The organism is Enterobacter cloacae complex sp. SYL001 (assembly GCF_049237025.1).
GTDB classification, from domain to species: Bacteria; Pseudomonadota; Gammaproteobacteria; order Enterobacterales; family Enterobacteriaceae; genus Enterobacter; species Enterobacter intestinihominis.
This window is the reverse complement of sequence record NZ_JBMKJI010000006.1, coordinates 135,157-152,077: the sequence shown is the minus strand read 5'-3', so window position 1 is coordinate 152,077 and position 16,921 is coordinate 135,157. Positions and strand designations below refer to the sequence as shown.

Here is a 16,921-nt window from a genome sequence, read left to right as displayed (position 1 = left end):
TCAATGATGGTTATTTTTTAAAAGCGTCTGCTAATTTCTGCGTGGCGGCGCGGAATACGCCGAGGTCGCTGCCGACGGCGACAAACGTTGCGCCCCACTCCAGGTAGCGGCGGGCATCGGCTTCCACCGGCGCCAGAATGCCGCACGGTTTACCGTGCGCTTTGGCACGGGCAAAAATGTGCTGGATTGCCCGCTGCACGTCCGGGTGGCTGGCGTTGCCCAGATGACCAAAGGCGGCCGCCAGATCGCTCGGGCCGACGAAAATACCGTCGACACCTTCGGTCGCGGCAATGGCGTCGACGTTATCGACCCCCTGCTGGCTCTCGATCTGAACCAGAATGGTGATGTTCTTGTTGGACTGGGCGAAATAGTCCGGCACGGTGCCAAACATGTTGGCGCGGTGAGAGACAGACACGCCGCGGATCCCTTCCGGCGGATAGCGGGTGGCAGCTACGGCCAGCACCGCTTCTTCTTCCGTTTCAACAAACGGGATCAGGAAGTTGTAGAAGCCGATATCCAGCAGACGCTTGATGATCACCGGCTCGTTGGTAGGTACACGCACCACCGGTGCGCTGTGGCTGCCTTTCAGCGCCATCAGCTGCGGAATAAACGTGTTGATATCGTTTGGCGCATGTTCGCCGTCCAGCACCAGCCAGTCGAATCCGGCCAGGCCCAGCACTTCGGTGCTGATGGGGTTGGCCAGCGCAGACCAGCAGCCAATCTGAATCTGATGCGCCGCAAGGGCCGCTTTAAATTTATTCGGGAAGATGTCGTTACTCATTACGTATACCTTTTTTAATTCCGCAGTTTTAGCCAGTAGCTTTTCTTATTTATTCCGACTCAGCGTCAGCGTTATATTTATTTACTGACTGAATTTTGGCGTTATAAAATCGTCATTCAGTATAATCGTCACCACCCGGCAGCACATTGTCTCAATGCTCAATTATCCAACGGGGTTAGCACGCTATTTTGAGCATTTGCCCAATGCAGTGGGCGCTGATGCACAGAATCAACGATTAGTGTGTCGGGAGCGATCGCGATCACATTCTCACTTTTCCTCTCCTGACATTCTTTATTTCCTCAATAAGAAACGATTAACCATCTGGCTATATTTAGTATCAGATATTTTGCTGGAGATGAGTGAACAATGGCCGATATTGAAATTCGACAGGCGGCGCCGACGGCGTTCTATATAAAAGTGCACGATACCGATAACGTGGCGATTATTGTCAACGACAATGGCTTAAAAGCGGGTACCCGCTTTCCGGACGGGCTGGAGCTGATTGAGCACATTCCGCAGGGGCACAAAGTCGCACTGGTCGATATCCCGGCGCAGGGCGAAATCGTGCGCTACGGCGAAGTCATCGGCTATGCGGTGCGCGCTATCCCGCAGGGTAGCTGGATTGAGGAGTCGCTGGTTGAGCTGCCCACCGCCCCGCCGCTGGAGACGTTGCCGCTGGCTACCCGCGTCCCTGAGCCGTTACCTCCGCTGGAGGGTTATACCTTCGAAGGTTACCGCAACGCGGATGGCAGCGTGGGAACCAAAAACCTGCTTGGCATCACCACCAGCGTGCATTGCGTGGCGGGTGTCGTGGATTACGTGGTGAAAATTATTGAGCGCGATCTGCTGCCGAAATACCCCAACGTTGACGGCGTGGTGGGGCTTAACCACCTGTACGGCTGCGGCGTGGCGATCAACGCGCCCGCAGCGGTCGTGCCGATCCGCACGATCCACAATATCGCCCTTAACCCGAACTTTGGCGGCGAGGTGATGGTGATTGGCCTCGGCTGTGAAAAATTGCAGCCAGAACGCCTGTTGCAGGGTACTGAGGATGTGAAAGCCATTCCGGTTGACGAGGCCAGTATTGTGCGTCTTCAGGATGAACACCATGTCGGCTTTAGATCGATGGTCGACGACATTTTACAGGTGGCAGAGCGCCATCTGGAGAAGCTGAACAAACGTCAGCGTGAAACCTGCCCGGCCTCTGAACTGGTGGTCGGGACACAGTGTGGCGGCAGCGATGCGTTTTCCGGCGTCACCGCTAACCCGGCGGTAGGTTATGCCTCCGATCTGTTCGTGCGCTGCGGCGCAACGGTGATGTTCTCTGAAGTCACCGAGGTGCGTGATGCTATCCACCTGCTCACGCCGCGCGCCGTTAACGAAGAGGTGGGCAAACGCCTGCTGGAGGAGATGGCCTGGTACGATAACTATCTCGACATGGGCAAAACCGACCGCAGCGCCAACCCGTCTCCGGGTAACAAGAAAGGCGGCCTGGCGAACGTGGTGGAAAAGGCCCTCGGGTCGATTGCCAAATCCGGCCAGAGCGCGATTGTGGAAGTGCTCTCACCTGGCCAGCGACCAACCAAACGCGGTCTGATCTACGCGGCAACGCCTGCCAGTGATTTCGTGTGCGGCACCCAGCAGGTAGCATCCGGCATTACGGTACAGGTCTTTACCACCGGACGCGGCACGCCGTACGGCCTGATGGCGGTACCGGTGATCAAAATGGCGACCCGCACCGAGCTGGCAAACCGCTGGTATGACTTAATGGATATCAACGCGGGCACCATCGCCACCGGGGAAGAGAGTATTGAAGAGGTGGGCTGGAAGCTGTTCCACTTCATTCTGGATGTGGCAAGCGGACGGAAGAAAACCTTCTCCGATCAATGGGGATTGCATAACTCGCTGGCGGTGTTTAACCCGGCACCGGTGACGTGATGGCCCCTCACCCTGCCCTCTCCCCACCGGGGAGAGGGTAAAAAAACCGCACCGAGCAGTCCCCTCTCCCCTATGGGGAGAGGGTTAGGGTGAGGGGAAAAGCCTCTTTAGACCAGCACCACATCGATCCCGCTTTTGCGTAACCCTTCCAGGCTTTCCGCCGGAATACCTTCATCAACGATAATCATGTCGATCCGCTGAGTATCAATGATTTTATGCAGGCTTGAACGGTTAAACTTGCTGGAATCAGTGACAACGATAATACGCTCCGCCACCTCGCACATTTTCCGGTTCAGACGGGCTTCATCCTCGTTGTGCGTACTCACCCCCCGATCGAGATCGATGGCATCGACGCCCAGGAACAGCAGGTCAAAATGGTAATTCTGTAAGGACTGCTCCGCCTGGTCACCATAGAAGGACTGCGACTGACGGCGCAAGTGCCCGCCGGTCATCAGCAGCTCTACGCCCTCCGCTTCCAGCAGCGCGTTTGCCACGTTCATCCCGTTGGTCATGGCAATGACATCGGTATGCTGGCGCAGCATGCGGGCAATTTCAAAGGTCGTGGTGCCGGAGTCCAGAATAATGCGGTGACCCGGCTTCACCAGTTCAGCCGCCGCCTGCGCGATGCTGCGCTTCACAGCCGTATTAAGGGAACTTTTGTCCTCAACGGACGGCTCCACGCCGGGGGCATTACCTTCGCAAATCAGCGCGCCGCCGTAAGCGCGAACGGCAATCCCCTGCTTTTCCAGAAAGGCCAGATCGTTACGGATCGTCACCGTCGACACGCCGTATAAAAGAGAAAGATCGTTAACCTGCACGCTTCCCTGCGCCCGCAACCGCTGAATGATCTGCTCTCGCCTTTCACTGGTGCCGGTGATGCGCTTCTCTGCGGATGAATCGGTGCTGCTCATACGAGCTCCTTAGTAAATAAACTTTCGTTTCATTTCGTTTTGCTTATTAACGCCTTTCTTTTGAGGGAATGCAAGCCCTGTATGGTGAGCAGACGCAAGCTTAACCGCCGCTGAAACCTTTCATTATGTTTCTTTTGTGAAACAGATCGGAAAACTATTATCTTTCGTTTTATTTTTACCCCACCATAATGCAGTATCAAATGAAACAAAACGAAAGATGAATACCAACACCATCCGAAATGGAGAGGAAAGTGAAACATCTGACAGAAATGGTGGAACAACATAAACGGGGGAATACAAACGGGATTTACGCCGTCTGTTCCGCACATCCATTGGTACTTGAAGCTGCAATTCGTTACGCCCATTCACAGCAGACGCCTCTGCTGATTGAAGCCACCTCAAACCAGGTGGATCAGTTTGGCGGCTATACCGGTATGACGCCCGCCGATTTTTATGGGTTTGTCTGCAAGCTGGCAGGATCCCTCGGTTTCCCCACCTCACAGCTGATCCTTGGCGGCGATCATTTAGGTCCTAACCGCTGGCAAAACCTGCCAGCTTTGCAGGCGATGGCGAACGCCGACGATCTGATCAGGAGCTACGTGGCGGCCGGATTTAAAAAAATTCACCTCGATTGCAGCATGTCCTGCGAAGACGATCCGGTTCCTTTAACCGATGCAATCGTTGCCGGGCGTGCCGCTCGGCTGGCTAAAATTGCCGAAACCACCTGTCTCGAGCAATTTGGCGTATCGGATCTGGTCTACGTTATCGGCACGGAAGTTCCGGTTCCCGGTGGGGCACACGAAACGCTGACCGAGCTTGAGGTCACCACACCAGAGGCGGCACGTGCCACGCTTGAGGCACACCGCCACGCATTCGAGAAGGAAGGGTTAAGCGACATCTGGCCGCGCATTATTGGCCTGGTGGTTCAGCCTGGCGTTGAGTTCGACCATGCGCACGTTTGTGACTATCAACCGCATAAAGCCGTCGCACTGAGCAAGATGGTTGAAGCCTACGACACGCTCGTATTTGAAGCACACTCTACCGATTACCAGACGCCGCAGGCGCTGCGCCAGTTGGTGAAAGATCACTTCGCCATTCTGAAAGTCGGCCCTGCGCTAACCTTCGCGCTGCGCGAAGCGCTGTTCTCACTGGCTGCAATTGAAGAAGAGCTTTTACCGGCAAAAGCCTGCTCAGGACTGCGTCACGTCCTGGAAAACGTGATGCTCGATCGCCCGGAATACTGGCAAAGCCACTATCACGGCGACGGCAATGCCCGTCGCCTGGCCCGCGGTTACAGCTATTCCGACCGCGTGCGCTATTACTGGCCAGACAGCCAGATTGACGAGGCTTTTGAGCGACTGGTACGCAACCTGGCGGATGAACCGATCCCGCTGCCGCTGATCAGCCAGTATCTGCCGTTGCAGTACAGCAAAGTTCGCGAGGGTGCTCTCAGGTCCACACCACGGGAGCTCATTCTCGACCACATTCAGGACATACTCCAGCAGTACCATGCCGCCTGCGAAGGCGTAACGACTCAACACGCATAATTAAAAAGAGGAAAACGCTATGCCAAACATTGTCTTATGCCGCATTGATGAACGCCTGATCCACGGTCAGGTGGGCGTACAGTGGGTGGGGTTTGCGGGGGCGAACCTGGTGCTGGTGGCAAATGACGAGGTTGCAGACGATCCGGTTCAGCAAAACCTGATGGAGATGGTGCTTGCGGAAGGCATCGCCGTGCGTTTCTGGTCCCTGCAAAAAGTGATCGACAACATTCATCGCGCCGCCGATCGGCAGAAAATTCTGCTGGTTTGTAAAACACCGGCTGATTTTTTAACGCTGGTCGAGGGCGGCGTGCCCATCACCCGTATCAACGTCGGAAATATGCATTACGCCAGTGGCAAACAGCAAATTGCCAAAACGGTATCTGTAGACGCGAACGATATCGCCGCGTTTAACGGCCTGAAGGCGGCCGGAGTGGAATGCTTCGTTCAGGGCGTTCCAACAGAGACTGCTTTGGATCTCTTTAAACTGCTCTGAGGGATTCACAATGGAAATCAGTCTGTTGCAGGCTTTCGCGCTGGGGCTTCTCGCCTTTATCGCGGGCCTGGATATGTTTAACGGCTTAACACACATGCACCGTCCGGTGGTGCTCGGGCCACTGGTTGGCCTGATTCTGGGCGATCTGCACACCGGAATTCTGACCGGCGGTACGTTAGAACTGGTCTGGATGGGTCTCGCGCCGCTGGCGGGTGCGCAGCCGCCAAACGTGATTATCGGCACCATCGTTGGCACCACATTTGCCATTACCACAGGCGTGAAACCGGATGTCGCGGTTGGGGTCGCCGTGCCGTTTGCCGTGGCGGTTCAGATGGGGATCACTTTCCTCTTCTCGGTGATGTCCGGCGTGATGTCCCGCTGCGATCGCATGGCGGCTAACGCAGACACCCGTGGTATTGAACGGGTCAACTATCTGGCACTGCTGGCGCTCGGCGTCTTCTACTTCCTGTGTGCGTTTCTGCCCATCTACTTCGGGGCTGAACACGCGAAAACCGCCATTGATGTCCTGCCGGAACGTCTGATCGACGGTCTGGGCGTCGCGGGCGGCATCATGCCAGCGATCGGCTTCGCCGTGCTGCTGAAGATCATGATGAAAAACGTCTACATCCCTTACTTCATTATCGGCTTTGTCGCCGCGGCCTGGCTGAAACTGCCGGTGCTGGCGATTGCCGCGGCTGCGCTGGCGATGGCGCTGATCGACCTGCTGCGCAAATCGCCTGAACCGACGGCGCCTGCGGCCCAGAAAGAGGAATTTGAAGATGGCATCTAATCCAACCACCCTGCCGGGCGTGTCTGAAAGTGAAGAGACGCTGCTGACCGGCGTGAATGAAAACGTCTACGAAGACCAGAGTATTGGCGCTGAGCTAACGAAAAAGGATATTAACCGTGTCGCCTGGCGTTCCATGCTGCTACAGGCCTCGTTCAACTACGAGCGAATGCAGGCCTCCGGCTGGCTGTATGGGCTACTGCCCGCGCTGAAAAAGATCCACACCAATAAGCGGGACCTGGCGCGCGCCATGAAAGGCCATATGGGCTTCTTTAACACCCACCCGTTCCTGGTGACCTTCGTCATCGGCATTATTCTGGCAATGGAGCGTTCCAAGCAGGATGTGAACAGCATCCAGAGCACTAAAATTGCCGTCGGTGCACCGCTCGGTGGCATTGGTGACGCCATGTTCTGGCTAACCCTGCTGCCTATTTGCGGGGGGATTGGCGCCAGCCTGGCGCTACAGGGGTCCATTCTTGGCGCCGTGGTCTTTATCGTGCTGTTTAACGTGGTGCATCTCGGCCTGCGTTTTGGTCTGGCGCACTATGCCTACCGGATGGGTGTCGCCGCGATCCCGCTGATCAAGGCCAATACCAAAAAGGTTGGTCATGCTGCGTCCATTGTCGGGATGACGGTGATTGGTGCGCTGGTGGCAACCTATGTGCGCCTGAATACCACACTTGAGATTAAAGCCGGGGATGCGGTCGTCAAACTGCAAACCGACGTGATCGACAAACTGATGCCCGCCTTTCTGCCGCTGGTCTACACCCTGACCATGTTCTGGCTGGTACGCCGTGGCTGGAGCCCGCTGCGCCTGATTGGTATCACCGTGGTGCTGGGCGTTGTCGGTAAATTCTGTCACTTCCTGTAAAAGCAAAGAGGTTGCGATGTTAGGCATTATTTTGACGGGTCATGGCGGTTTTGCCAGCGGGCTGGAACAGGCGATGAAGCAAATCCTCGGCGAACAGCCGCAGTTTATCGCCATCGATTTTCCGGAAAGCTCCACCACTGCGCGGCTGACCGCGCAGCTTGAGCAGGCAGTGAATGATTTGGATGCAGAGCACGATATCGTGTTTCTCACCGATCTTCTCGGCGGTACGCCGTTTCGTGTGGCCTCTACCCTCGCGATGCAACACCCCGGCAGCGAAGTGATCACCGGCACCAATCTCCAGCTTTTGCTGGAGATGGTTCTGGAGCGCGACGGGTTAAGCAGTGAAGCATTTCGTTTGCAGGCGCTGGAGTGCGGCCATCGCGGCCTGACCAGCCTGGTGGATGAGCTTGCACGCTGTCGCGAGGAAGCGCCCGCCGAGGAAGGGATATGAGCCAGCTGCTGCGCGCGCGTCGTCTGCTTACCGGGCAGGGCTGGCTGGATGACCATCAGCTGCGCATGGATAGAGGCGTCATCACCGCCATCGAGCCGATTCCGGCAGGGGTTAACACCCGCGAGGCAGACCTGCTTTGCCCGGCATACATTGATATCCACGTCCACGGCGGCGCGGGTGTGGATGTGATGGATGATGCCCCCGACGTACTGGACCGGTTAGCCATGCATAAAGCGCGTGAAGGCGTGGGGGCGTTTCTGCCTACCACCGTCACCGCTCCGCTGGAGGCGATCCATGGCGCGTTACGGCGCATTGCCCGACGCTGTCATGTCGGTGGCCCCGGTGCGCAGGTCCTGGGCAGCTATCTGGAAGGCCCGTACTTTACGCCGCAGAACAAAGGGGCACATCCGCAAGAACTGTTTCGCGAACTGGATCTCGCGGAACTTGATGATCTGATTGCGGTTTCGCAGAACACGCTGCGGGTAGTGGCGCTTGCTCCGGAAAAAGCGGAAGCCCTGAAGGCGATCCATCACCTCAAGCAAAACGGGATACGCGTCATGCTGGGTCACAGCGCCGCTACATACGCGCAAACCCTGGCCGCATTTGATGCAGGCGCAACCGGGCTGGTGCACTGCTACAACGGCATGACGGGGTTACACCACCGGGAGCCCGGCATGGTTGGCGCTGGCCTTACGGACCCACGCGCGTGGCTGGAGCTTATTGCCGACGGGCATCACGTTCATCCTGGAGCCATGCGGCTGTGTTGTTGCTGCGCGAAGGATCGTACGGTGCTGATTACCGATGCCATGCAGGCGGCGGGTATGCCTGATGGACGCTATACGTTGTGTGGTGGAAATGTCGAGATGCAGGGCGGCGTTGTCCGCACGGCCTCAGGCGGGCTGGCGGGCAGCACGCTCGCGCTGGATGCCGCCGTGCGAAATATGGTGGAGCATACGGGGGTCGCCCCAGAGCAAGCTATCCATATGGCTTCACTGCATCCCGCCCGTCTGCTCGGTATGGATCACCTGCTGGGATCGTTAGCGCCGGGCAAACGCGCCAATATTATTGCGCTGGATGCGGGTTTACACCTCCGGCAGATTTGGATCCAGGGTCAGGCTCTTTCCCTGTAGCCCTTTCACAGTGTGCCCTGTTGGCCTTACGGAAGACGATCGTAAGGCCTTTCTTTTCCTTTCCTTGATTTTCTCCTTTCCTTTCGCGATCACACTTTTCGTTTTATTTCTTTTACGCCATTGAACTTTCGATTTCTTTTCTATAGATTTTATTTAACTGCTAAAGTGAACAAGTGAAACGAAACGAAAGATAGCGACACGTTTGCCAGCGTCTGATGTGGAATTCACACGACTAAGGACTGAGTTATGCCACAAACCACTACCGCCACCACCGGCACCTGGACCGAAAAAGAGATCCGCCAGCAGCCAGCCAGCTGGCTTCGCTCGCTCAACAATATTGATAATCTGCGCGCGTCGATCGACAGTTTTCTGACGCCACTGTTGCGCAAGCCCGATCTGCGGATCGTTCTGACCGGCGCGGGTACGTCCGCTTTTATCGGCGACATCATTGCGCCATGGCTTGCCAGCCACACGGGGAAAAACATCACCGCGATACCTACGACCGATCTGGTCACCAACCCGATGGATTATTTCAGCCCTGCGCACCCGCTGCTTCTGGTCTCTTTCGCCCGTTCTGGCAATAGCCCGGAGAGCGTCGCCGCCGTTGAGCTGGCGAATCAGTTCGTACCGGAGTGCTACCACCTGTCGATCACCTGTAATGAAGCGGGCAGCCTGTACCAGAATGCCGTCGACAGCGATAACGCCTGCGCTCTGCTCATGCCAGCCGAAACGCACGATCGCGGGTTCGCGATGACAAGCAGCATCACCACCATGATGGCGAGCTGCCTGGCGGTATTCGCACCGGAAACGATCAACAGCAAAACGTTCCGCGACGTGTCCGATCGCTGTCAGGCGATCCTCACATCGCTTGGCGATTTCAGCCCCGGCGTCTTTGGTAACGAACCGTGGAAACGCATTGTTTATCTGGGCAGCGGTGGATTACAGGGCGCCGCACGGGAGTCTGCGCTGAAAGTGCTGGAGCTGACCGCCGGCAAGCTGGCGGCATTCTACGATTCGCCAACGGGTTTCCGTCACGGGCCTAAGTCGCTGGTGGACAACGAAACGCTGGTCGTCGTGTTTGTCTCCAGCCATCCGTACACGCGTCAGTACGATCTGGATCTGCTCGCCGAGCTGCGTCGCGATCGTCAGGCTATGCGCGTGGTAGCCATTGCAGCCGAAACGGATCCGGTCATTGAAGCTGGCCCGCATATCCTGCTGCCGCCTTCTCGTTCATTTAACGATATGGAGCAGGCGTTCTGCTTCCTGATGTACGCCCAGGTCTTCGCACTGACCCAGTCTCTGCACGTTGGCAATACGCCAGATACGCCATCCGCCAGCGGTACGGTTAACCGTGTGGTCCAGGGCGTTGTTATTCATCCGTGGCAGGCTTAAGAGGACAGGCTCATGAGTATTATTTCCACCAAATATCTTTTGCAGGACGCACAGGCAAAGGGCTATGCCGTTCCGGCCTTTAACATTCATAACGCCGAGACGATCCAGGCGATCCTCGAAGTCTGTAGCGAAATGCGATCCCCGGTGATCCTCGCGGGTACGCCGGGGACGTTTAAACATATTGCGCTGGAAGAGATCTACGCCTTGTGCAGCGCATATTCCCTTACTTATGACATGCCGCTGGCGCTACACCTCGATCACCACGAATCGCTGGATGACATTCGCCGCAAAGTCCATGCCGGCGTACGTAGCGCAATGATCGACGGTAGCCATTACCCCTTCGAACAAAACGTCAAGCTGGTGAAATCGGTCGTCGATTTCTGTCACCTCAACGACTGTAGCGTCGAGGCCGAACTGGGCCGACTGGGTGGAGTGGAAGATGACATGAGCGTCGACGCCGAAAGCGCGTTCCTGACAGACCCGCAGGAAGCAAAACGCTTTGTCGAACTGACAGGCGTGGACAGCCTCGCCGTTGCCATCGGAACCGCGCACGGCCTCTATACCAAACGCCCAAAAATCGACTTCCAGCGGCTGGCCGAGATCCGCGAGGTAGTGACAGTGCCGCTGGTACTGCACGGTGCGAGCGATGTTCCGGATGAGGATGTGCGCCGCACCATTGAGCTGGGCGTCTGCAAAGTTAACGTCGCAACAGAGCTGAAAATCGCCTTCTCTGACGCAGTCAAAGCCTGGTTTGCCGAGAACCCACAGGGCAACGATCCGCGCTTCTACATGCGCGTCGGCATGGATGCCATGAAAGAGGTGGTCAGAAGCAAAATCACCGTTTGCGGCTCGGCGAACCGGCTGCTGCTTCCGGCTGAAGCCTGAACCCATCGCGCATAACGTTAGTACCTAAAAAATAACTATAAGCCTCGCAAATATGAAGGCGCGTCCTTAAGCCGGACAGCGCCTTCCATTATCCTAAAAATCCGAGGAGTCCCTACATGACACAGGAAAAGTCGTTTAAATCGAAAGCGTGGGAGTTTTTCCAGAGCCTGGGAAAGACGTTTATGTTCCCGGTTTCGCTATTGGCCTTTATGGGGTTGTTGTTAGGTATCGGTAGTTCTGTCACCAGCCCTTCCACCATCAAAAGTTTTCCCTTTCTGGGCGGCGAGTTAACGCAGCTCACCTTTGGTTTTATCGCCATGGTCGGTGGCTTTGCTTTTACCTATCTGCCGCTGATGTTTGCCATGGCGATCCCAATGGGCCTTGCCAGGCGTAATAAAGCGGTGGGCGCTTTTGCCGGATTCGTTGGCTACATGCTGATGAACATGAGCATCAACTACTACCTGACCGCCACCCACCAGCTTGCGGATGCCGCCACCATGAGACAGGTGGGACAATCCATCGTGCTTGGCATTCAAACGCTGGAGATGGGCGTGCTCGGCGGCATTGTGGTAGGGGTGATCACCTACTTCCTGCACGAACGCTTCCAGGACACGGTGCTGCACGACGCATTTGCCTTCTTTAGCGGTATTCGTTTTGTTCCGATTGTTACCGCCCTCACCCTGTCGCTGGTCGGCCTGGTCATCCCCCTGCTGTGGGAATATGTGGCAATGGGCATTGCCGGGATTGGTCATATCATCCAGAGCACCAGCGTCTTTGGACCGTTCCTGTATGGCGTGGGCGTGCTGCTACTCAAACCTTTTGGCCTGCATCACATTCTGCTGGCGATGGTGCGCTTCACCCCGGCGGGCGGCATTGAGATGGTTAACGGCCAGGAAGTGGCCGGTGCGCTGAACATTTTCTACGCCGAGCTGAAAGCGGGTCTGCCGTTTAGCCCGCACGTTACGGCATTTTTATCGCAAGGGTTTATGCCGACCTTTATCTTCGGCCTGCCTGCCGTGGCTTACGCTATCTACCGCACCGCGCGCCCGGAAAACCGTCCGGTGATTAAAGGGCTGCTGCTTTCAGGCGTGCTGGTTTCAGTTGTCACGGGTATTTCAGAGCCGATTGAGTTCCTGTTCCTGTTTATTGCCCCTGTGCTTTACGCGTTTCATATCGTTATGTCTGGCCTGGCGCTGATGGTGATGGCGCTGCTCGGCGTCACCATCGGCAACACTGACGGCGGTATTCTGGATCTGCTGATCTTCGGCGTCATGCAGGGGATGTCGACCAAATGGTATCTGCTGTTCCCGGTGGGTATTGCCTGGTTTGCTATCTACTTCTTCGTCTTCCGCTGGTACATCCTCAAGCACGATATAAAAACGCCAGGCCGTGAGGTTGACGCGCAGGGTGCGCTCCAGGCGGTGGAAGCCAATACCCGGGCACGTGGAAAATCAAAATACGATCATGGGCTTATTCTTCGCGCGCTTGGCGGTAAAGAGAATATTGAGTCGCTCGACAACTGCATTACCCGCTTACGTCTGGTGGTGAAAGATATGGGGCTTATCGACCAGCAGGCGCTGAAGGCCGCTGGCGCCTTGTCAGTCGTGGTGCTTGATGCCCACAGCGTTCAGGTGATCATCGGCCCGCAGGTGCAGAGCGTCAAATCCGGCATTGAAGCCTTAATTTAACAGGGGGTCGTTGTGTTTGATTTCGACAGAATCATTGAGCGTAAAAGCGATAAATGCCGTAAATGGGATCATGCGTTTGTGTGTTCGCGTTTCGGTGATGTCCCGGAGGGATTTATCCCGCTGTGGATAGCAGACATGGATTTCACCTCGCCACCCGCCGTGATTGAAGGCTTTCAGCGCATCGTGGAGCATGGCACCTTCGGTTACACCTGGTGCTTCGACGAATTCTACGATGCGGTCATCGCCTTCCAGCGCACCCGTCATCAGGTTGAGGTGCATAAGTCATGGATCACCCTGACCTACGGCACCGTTTCTACGCTGCACTATACGGTTCAGGCGTTCTGCAATCCCGGCGACTGCGTGATGATGAACACCCCGGTGTATGACCCGTTTGCGATGGCGACACAGCGACAGGGCGTGCGGGTGCTTGCAAATCCGCTGAGCGTGAAGGAAAACCGCTATCAGCTGGATTTTAATCTGATTGAAGTTCAGCTCAAAACTCACCGTCCAAAACTGTGGTTCTTCTGCTCGCCGCATAACCCCTCGGGCCGCATCTGGCGCGCGGATGAGATACGCCAGGTGTCCGATCTCTGTAAGCGCTACGGCACGATTCTGGTGGTTGATGAGGTTCACGCCGAGCACATTCTGGACGGTACATTCGTCAGCTGTCTGACTTCGGGCTGTGCCGCCCAGGACAACCTGATTGTGCTGACCTCCCCCAATAAAGCCTTCAACCTTGGCGGGCTAAAAACATCCTACTCAATGATTCCAGACGATTCGCTGCGCCAGCGTTTCCGCCAGCAGTTGGAGAAGAACTCCATTACCTCGCCGAATATCTTCGGCGTGTGGGGGATTATTCTGGCCTATCAGCAAGGTCTGCCATGGCTCGACGCGCTGAATGGTTATCTGCGCGGCAATGCCCGCTACCTTGCGGGTGCCATCCAGACCCACTTCCCTGCATGGAAGATGATGAACCCGGAGTCGTCGTATCTCGCCTGGATAGACGTCAGTGCGGACGATCGCAGTGCGACGGCGCTAACCCAACATTTCGCCAAACAGTCTGGCGTGGTCATCGAAGATGGCAGCCACTACGTACAAAACGGCGAAAACTACCTGCGTATTAACTTCGGCACCCAGCGCTACTGGCTGGAACAGTCCATCAACCGAATGCTGAAGCATTACTGATAAGGATCTTACCCCGATGAAAACAAGGCTCACTCTCTCGCTGCTGGCTCTCTGTGTTTCTCATGGCGCGGCGGCAGCAAACTACGCGCTCAGTAACAACAATATTGCCCTTTCGTTTGATGATGCAAATGCAACGGTAGTAGTAACGGACAGCAAGGCTAACCATCCGCTCACGCCCCAGGAGTTGTTCTTTCTGACGCTGCCGGATGAAACAAAAATCCACACCGCTGATTTCAAAATCAAGCACGTCGAAAAGCAGGACAACGCGATAGTCATCGACTTTACGCATCCGAATTTTAACGTAACGGTGAAACTGAACCTGGTGAAGGGAAAATACGCCAGCATCGGCTACACCATCGCCGCCGTCGGGCAGCCGCGGGACGTAGCGAAAATGACCTTCTTCCCGACGAAGAAGCAGTCTCAGGCACCTTACGTTGACGGGGCGATTAACAGCTCGCCAATCGTGGCCGACTCGTTCTTCATCCTGCCAGACAAACCGATTGTGAATACTTACGCTTATGAAGCCACCACGAACCTCAACGTGGAGCTGAAAACGCCAATTCTGCCTGAGACACCGGTCAGTTTTACCACCTGGTTCGGCACTTTCCCGGAAACTAATCAGCTGCGGCGCAGCGTAAACCAGTTTATCGATGCCGTGCGCCCGCGGCCTTATAAGCCTTATCTGCACTACAACAGCTGGATGGACATCGGCTTCTTTACTCCTTACTCCGAGCAGGATGTCATTGGACGAATGGACGAATGGAATAAAGAATTTATTGCCGGACGCGGGGTGGCGCTGGACGCGTTCCTGCTGGACGATGGCTGGGACGATCGCACCGGACGCTGGCTGTTTGGCCCGGCATTCAGCAACGGTTTTGGCAAAGTCAGGGAAAAAGCCGATAGCCTGCATAGCTCGGTTGGGCTGTGGCTTTCACCGTGGGGCGGTTACAACAAGCCGCGCGATATTCGCGTCTCGCATGCAAAAGAGTATGGTTTCGAAACCGTAGACGGCAAGCTGGCGCTGTCGGGGCCGAACTACTTTAAAAACTTTAACGATCAGATCATTAAGCTGATCAAAAACGAGCACATTACCTCGTTCAAGCTCGACGGAATGGGTAACGCCAATTCGCATATCAAGGGCAGCCCATTTGCATCGGATTTTGACGCGTCCATTGCCCTGCTGCACAACATGCGCAGCGCAAACCCGAACCTGTTTATCAACCTGACCACCGGCACCGACGCGAGCCCGTCCTGGCTGTTCTATGCTGATTCAATCTGGCGTCAGGGCGATGATATCAACCTGTACGGTCCCGGCACGCCAGTGCAGCAGTGGATGACCTACCGGGATGCCGAAACTTATCGCTCCATCGTACGCAAAGGCCCGCTGTTCCCGCTGAACTCCCTGATGTACCACGGGATCGTCAGTGCAGAGAACGCTTACTATGGACTGGAGAAAGTACAAACGGACGGTGATTTTGCCGATCAGGTCTGGAGCTACTTCGCGACCGGAACTCAACTTCAGGAGCTGTACATCACGCCGTCCATGCTTAACAAGGCGAAGTGGGACACCCTGGCACAGGCGGCGAAATGGTCGCGTGAGAATGCCAGCGTGCTGGTGGATACGCACTGGATTGGCGGTGACCCAACTTCGCTTGAGGTTTACGGCTGGGCCTCATGGAGTAAAGACAAAGCGATTTTTGGTTTACGCAACCCGTCGGATAAGCCGCAACGTTACTACCTGGATTTAACCAAAGATTTTGAGATCCCGGCAGGAGAGCGCTCGCAGTTTACCCTGAAAGCCGTGTACGGCAGTTATTCAACCGTACCAGAGGAGTATAAAAACGCTGTGGTGATTACGCTGCAACCGCTGGAAACGCTGGTGTTTGAGGCGATTCCGGGAAAATAGTAAGGCTTTGACACGGTGTAGGCCGGGTAAGGCGAAGCCGCCACCCGGCAAAACAGGCGGCAGGGGCTTACTCCCCCTGCTGCTCCAGCGCATATTTATACAGCGCATTTTTCTTCACGCCGTGGATCTCCGCCGCCAGCGCCGCCGCTTTTTTCAGGGGGAGTTCAACCTGTAGCAGGGCCAGCGTACGCAGCGCATCGGCAGGCAGGGCGTCTTCCTGCGCTTTATGCCCTTCGACAATCAGCACCATTTCGCCCTTGCGGCGGTTCTCATCCTCTTTCACCCACGCCAGCAGTTCGCCAACCGGCGCACCGTGGATCGTTTCCCAGGTTTTGGTCAGCTCGCGCGCCAGCACCACGTAGCGGGATTCGCCCCAGACGGTAACCATATCGTCCAGGCTTTCCAGCAGGCGGTGGGTTGATTCGTAAAAAATCAGGGTACGCGGCTCTGCTTCCAGATCCTTTAACACGTCGCGACGGCCTTTGGATTTAGCAGGCAGGAAACCTTCGTAGCAGAAACGATCGGACGGCAGGCCCGCCGCACTTAATGCGGCAATAGCAGCACACGGCCCCGGCAGCGGCACAACGCGGATCCCTGCTTCACGGCAGGTGCGCACCAGATGGTAGCCCGGATCGTTGATAAGCGGCGTACCCGCATCGGAGACCAGCGCGATGTTCTGCCCTTCTTTCAGCTTCGCCACCAGCGTTTCGGCTTTTTGTTGCTCATTGTGATCGTGCAGGGCAAACAGACGGGCGTTAATGGCAAAGTGCTGCAGCAGTAAACCGGTATGACGGGTGTCTTCAGCAGCAATTAAATCAACAGCTTGCAATACAGTGAGTGCACGTTGGGTAATATCAGACAAATTCCCGATAGGAGTAGGTACAATATAAAGCTGGCCTTGAGAATTATCTGCCGTTTCGTGTTGTTTCATTGTTTCGTCCGTATTGCCGATTTAA

Annotated in this window: 15 protein-coding genes; 12 read left to right on the top strand and 3 right to left on the bottom strand. The window is 56.0% G+C overall.

What is annotated here, in order from left to right; all coding sequences use genetic code 11:
- Nucleotides 1–10: 10 nt before the first annotated feature.
- Nucleotides 11–781, bottom strand: a complete 771-nt coding sequence (gene garL, locus ACOTZP_RS08955) for a 2-dehydro-3-deoxyglucarate aldolase (RefSeq protein ID WP_003862676.1) — start codon at nt 779–781, stop codon at nt 11–13.
- A gap of 366 nt (nt 782–1,147) precedes the next feature.
- Between garL and garD the strand changes: the two genes are divergently transcribed.
- Nucleotides 1,148–2,719 carry a galactarate dehydratase gene (garD, locus tag ACOTZP_RS08950; RefSeq protein WP_023298704.1) on the top strand — a complete coding sequence of 524 codons (1,572 nt, stop codon included), beginning with the start codon at nt 1,148–1,150 and terminating at the stop codon, nt 2,717–2,719.
- Between the two features lie 107 nt (nt 2,720–2,826).
- Here garD and ACOTZP_RS08945 read toward each other — a convergent pair whose 3' ends face one another.
- The gene (locus ACOTZP_RS08945) at nt 2,827–3,630 is read right to left on the bottom strand and encodes a DeoR family transcriptional regulator (RefSeq protein ID WP_015571958.1); all 804 of its coding nucleotides are present in this window, start codon (nt 3,628–3,630) and stop codon (nt 2,827–2,829) included.
- Between the two features lie 239 nt (nt 3,631–3,869).
- On the opposite strand from ACOTZP_RS08945, the gene kbaZ reads away from it, so the two are divergent.
- The 11 genes from kbaZ (at nt 3,870) to ACOTZP_RS08890 (ending at nt 15,965) form a co-directional block, all read left to right on the top strand.
- Nucleotides 3,870–5,177 carry a tagatose-bisphosphate aldolase subunit KbaZ gene (kbaZ, locus tag ACOTZP_RS08940; protein WP_271075416.1) on the top strand — a complete coding sequence of 436 codons (1,308 nt, stop codon included), beginning with the start codon at nt 3,870–3,872 and terminating at the stop codon, nt 5,175–5,177.
- A gap of 19 nt (nt 5,178–5,196) precedes the next feature.
- The gene (agaV, locus tag ACOTZP_RS08935; protein WP_003861728.1) at nt 5,197–5,670 is read left to right on the top strand and encodes a PTS N-acetylgalactosamine transporter subunit IIB; all 474 of its coding nucleotides are present in this window, start codon (nt 5,197–5,199) and stop codon (nt 5,668–5,670) included.
- Nucleotides 5,671–5,680: 10 nt separating this feature from the next.
- The gene (gene agaW, locus ACOTZP_RS08930) at nt 5,681–6,460 is read left to right on the top strand and encodes a PTS N-acetylgalactosamine transporter subunit IIC (RefSeq protein ID WP_003861730.1); all 780 of its coding nucleotides are present in this window, start codon (nt 5,681–5,683) and stop codon (nt 6,458–6,460) included.
- Nucleotides 6,450–7,328: a PTS N-acetylgalactosamine transporter subunit IID gene (gene agaE / locus ACOTZP_RS08925; protein ID WP_022649494.1), complete on the top strand. Its 879-nt coding sequence runs from the start codon at nt 6,450–6,452 to the stop codon at nt 7,326–7,328. The genes agaW and agaE overlap by 11 nt, the downstream gene beginning before the upstream one ends.
- A gap of 16 nt (nt 7,329–7,344) precedes the next feature.
- A complete protein-coding gene (gene agaF, locus ACOTZP_RS08920) occupies nt 7,345–7,779 on the top strand; it encodes a PTS galactosamine/N-acetylgalactosamine transporter subunit IIA (protein ID WP_032626392.1) in 435 nt (144 codons plus the stop codon).
- The gene (gene nagA / locus ACOTZP_RS08915; protein WP_271075417.1) at nt 7,776–8,909 is read left to right on the top strand and encodes an N-acetylglucosamine-6-phosphate deacetylase; all 1,134 of its coding nucleotides are present in this window, start codon (nt 7,776–7,778) and stop codon (nt 8,907–8,909) included. Before agaF ends, nagA begins: the two co-directional genes overlap by 4 nt.
- A gap of 246 nt (nt 8,910–9,155) precedes the next feature.
- Nucleotides 9,156–10,301, top strand: coding sequence for an SIS domain-containing protein (locus ACOTZP_RS08910; RefSeq protein ID WP_022649497.1), 1,146 nt, complete (start codon nt 9,156–9,158; stop codon nt 10,299–10,301).
- A gap of 12 nt (nt 10,302–10,313) precedes the next feature.
- A complete protein-coding gene (gene kbaY / locus ACOTZP_RS08905) occupies nt 10,314–11,186 on the top strand; it encodes a tagatose-bisphosphate aldolase subunit KbaY (RefSeq protein WP_003861740.1) in 873 nt (290 codons plus the stop codon).
- Nucleotides 11,187–11,302: 116 nt separating this feature from the next.
- Entirely contained in the window at nt 11,303–12,874 is a 1,572-nt protein-coding gene (gene malX / locus ACOTZP_RS08900; RefSeq protein WP_022649499.1) for a maltose/glucose-specific PTS transporter subunit IIBC, read from the top strand.
- Nucleotides 12,875–12,886: 12 nt separating this feature from the next.
- Nucleotides 12,887–14,059 carry a MalY/PatB family protein gene (locus tag ACOTZP_RS08895; RefSeq protein ID WP_421633693.1) on the top strand — a complete coding sequence of 391 codons (1,173 nt, stop codon included), beginning with the start codon at nt 12,887–12,889 and terminating at the stop codon, nt 14,057–14,059.
- A 16-nt stretch (nt 14,060–14,075) separates the two neighbouring features.
- A complete protein-coding gene (locus ACOTZP_RS08890) occupies nt 14,076–15,965 on the top strand; it encodes an enterotoxin (RefSeq protein ID WP_271075420.1) in 1,890 nt (629 codons plus the stop codon).
- 67 nt (nt 15,966–16,032) lie between these two features.
- Here the strand turns inward: ACOTZP_RS08890 and rsmI are convergent, their stop codons facing one another.
- Nucleotides 16,033–16,896, bottom strand: a complete 864-nt coding sequence (gene rsmI, locus ACOTZP_RS08885; RefSeq protein WP_271075421.1) for a 16S rRNA (cytidine(1402)-2'-O)-methyltransferase — start codon at nt 16,894–16,896, stop codon at nt 16,033–16,035.
- Between the last annotated feature and the right edge of the window lie 25 nt (nt 16,897–16,921).

Excerpts from the sequence above, each read along its gene's own strand:
- garL (WP_003862676.1), bottom strand. The coding sequence starts at position 781 with ATGAGTAACGACATCTTCCCGAATAAATTTAAAGCGGCCCTTGCGGCG.
- garD (WP_023298704.1), top strand. The coding sequence starts at position 1,148 with ATGGCCGATATTGAAATTCGACAGGCGGCGCCGACGGCGTTCTATATA.
- ACOTZP_RS08945 (WP_015571958.1), bottom strand. The coding sequence starts at position 3,630 with ATGAGCAGCACCGATTCATCCGCAGAGAAGCGCATCACCGGCACCAGT.
- kbaZ (WP_271075416.1), top strand. The coding sequence starts at position 3,870 with ATGGAGAGGAAAGTGAAACATCTGACAGAAATGGTGGAACAACATAAA.
- agaV (WP_003861728.1), top strand. The coding sequence starts at position 5,197 with ATGCCAAACATTGTCTTATGCCGCATTGATGAACGCCTGATCCACGGT.
- agaW (WP_003861730.1), top strand. The coding sequence starts at position 5,681 with ATGGAAATCAGTCTGTTGCAGGCTTTCGCGCTGGGGCTTCTCGCCTTT.
- agaE (WP_022649494.1), top strand. The coding sequence starts at position 6,450 with ATGGCATCTAATCCAACCACCCTGCCGGGCGTGTCTGAAAGTGAAGAG.
- agaF (WP_032626392.1), top strand. The coding sequence starts at position 7,345 with ATGTTAGGCATTATTTTGACGGGTCATGGCGGTTTTGCCAGCGGGCTG.
- nagA (WP_271075417.1), top strand. The coding sequence starts at position 7,776 with ATGAGCCAGCTGCTGCGCGCGCGTCGTCTGCTTACCGGGCAGGGCTGG.
- ACOTZP_RS08910 (WP_022649497.1), top strand. The coding sequence starts at position 9,156 with ATGCCACAAACCACTACCGCCACCACCGGCACCTGGACCGAAAAAGAG.
- kbaY (WP_003861740.1), top strand. The coding sequence starts at position 10,314 with ATGAGTATTATTTCCACCAAATATCTTTTGCAGGACGCACAGGCAAAG.
- malX (WP_022649499.1), top strand. The coding sequence starts at position 11,303 with ATGACACAGGAAAAGTCGTTTAAATCGAAAGCGTGGGAGTTTTTCCAG.
- ACOTZP_RS08890 (WP_271075420.1), top strand. The coding sequence starts at position 14,076 with ATGAAAACAAGGCTCACTCTCTCGCTGCTGGCTCTCTGTGTTTCTCAT.
- rsmI (WP_271075421.1), bottom strand. The coding sequence starts at position 16,896 with ATGAAACAACACGAAACGGCAGATAATTCTCAAGGCCAGCTTTATATT.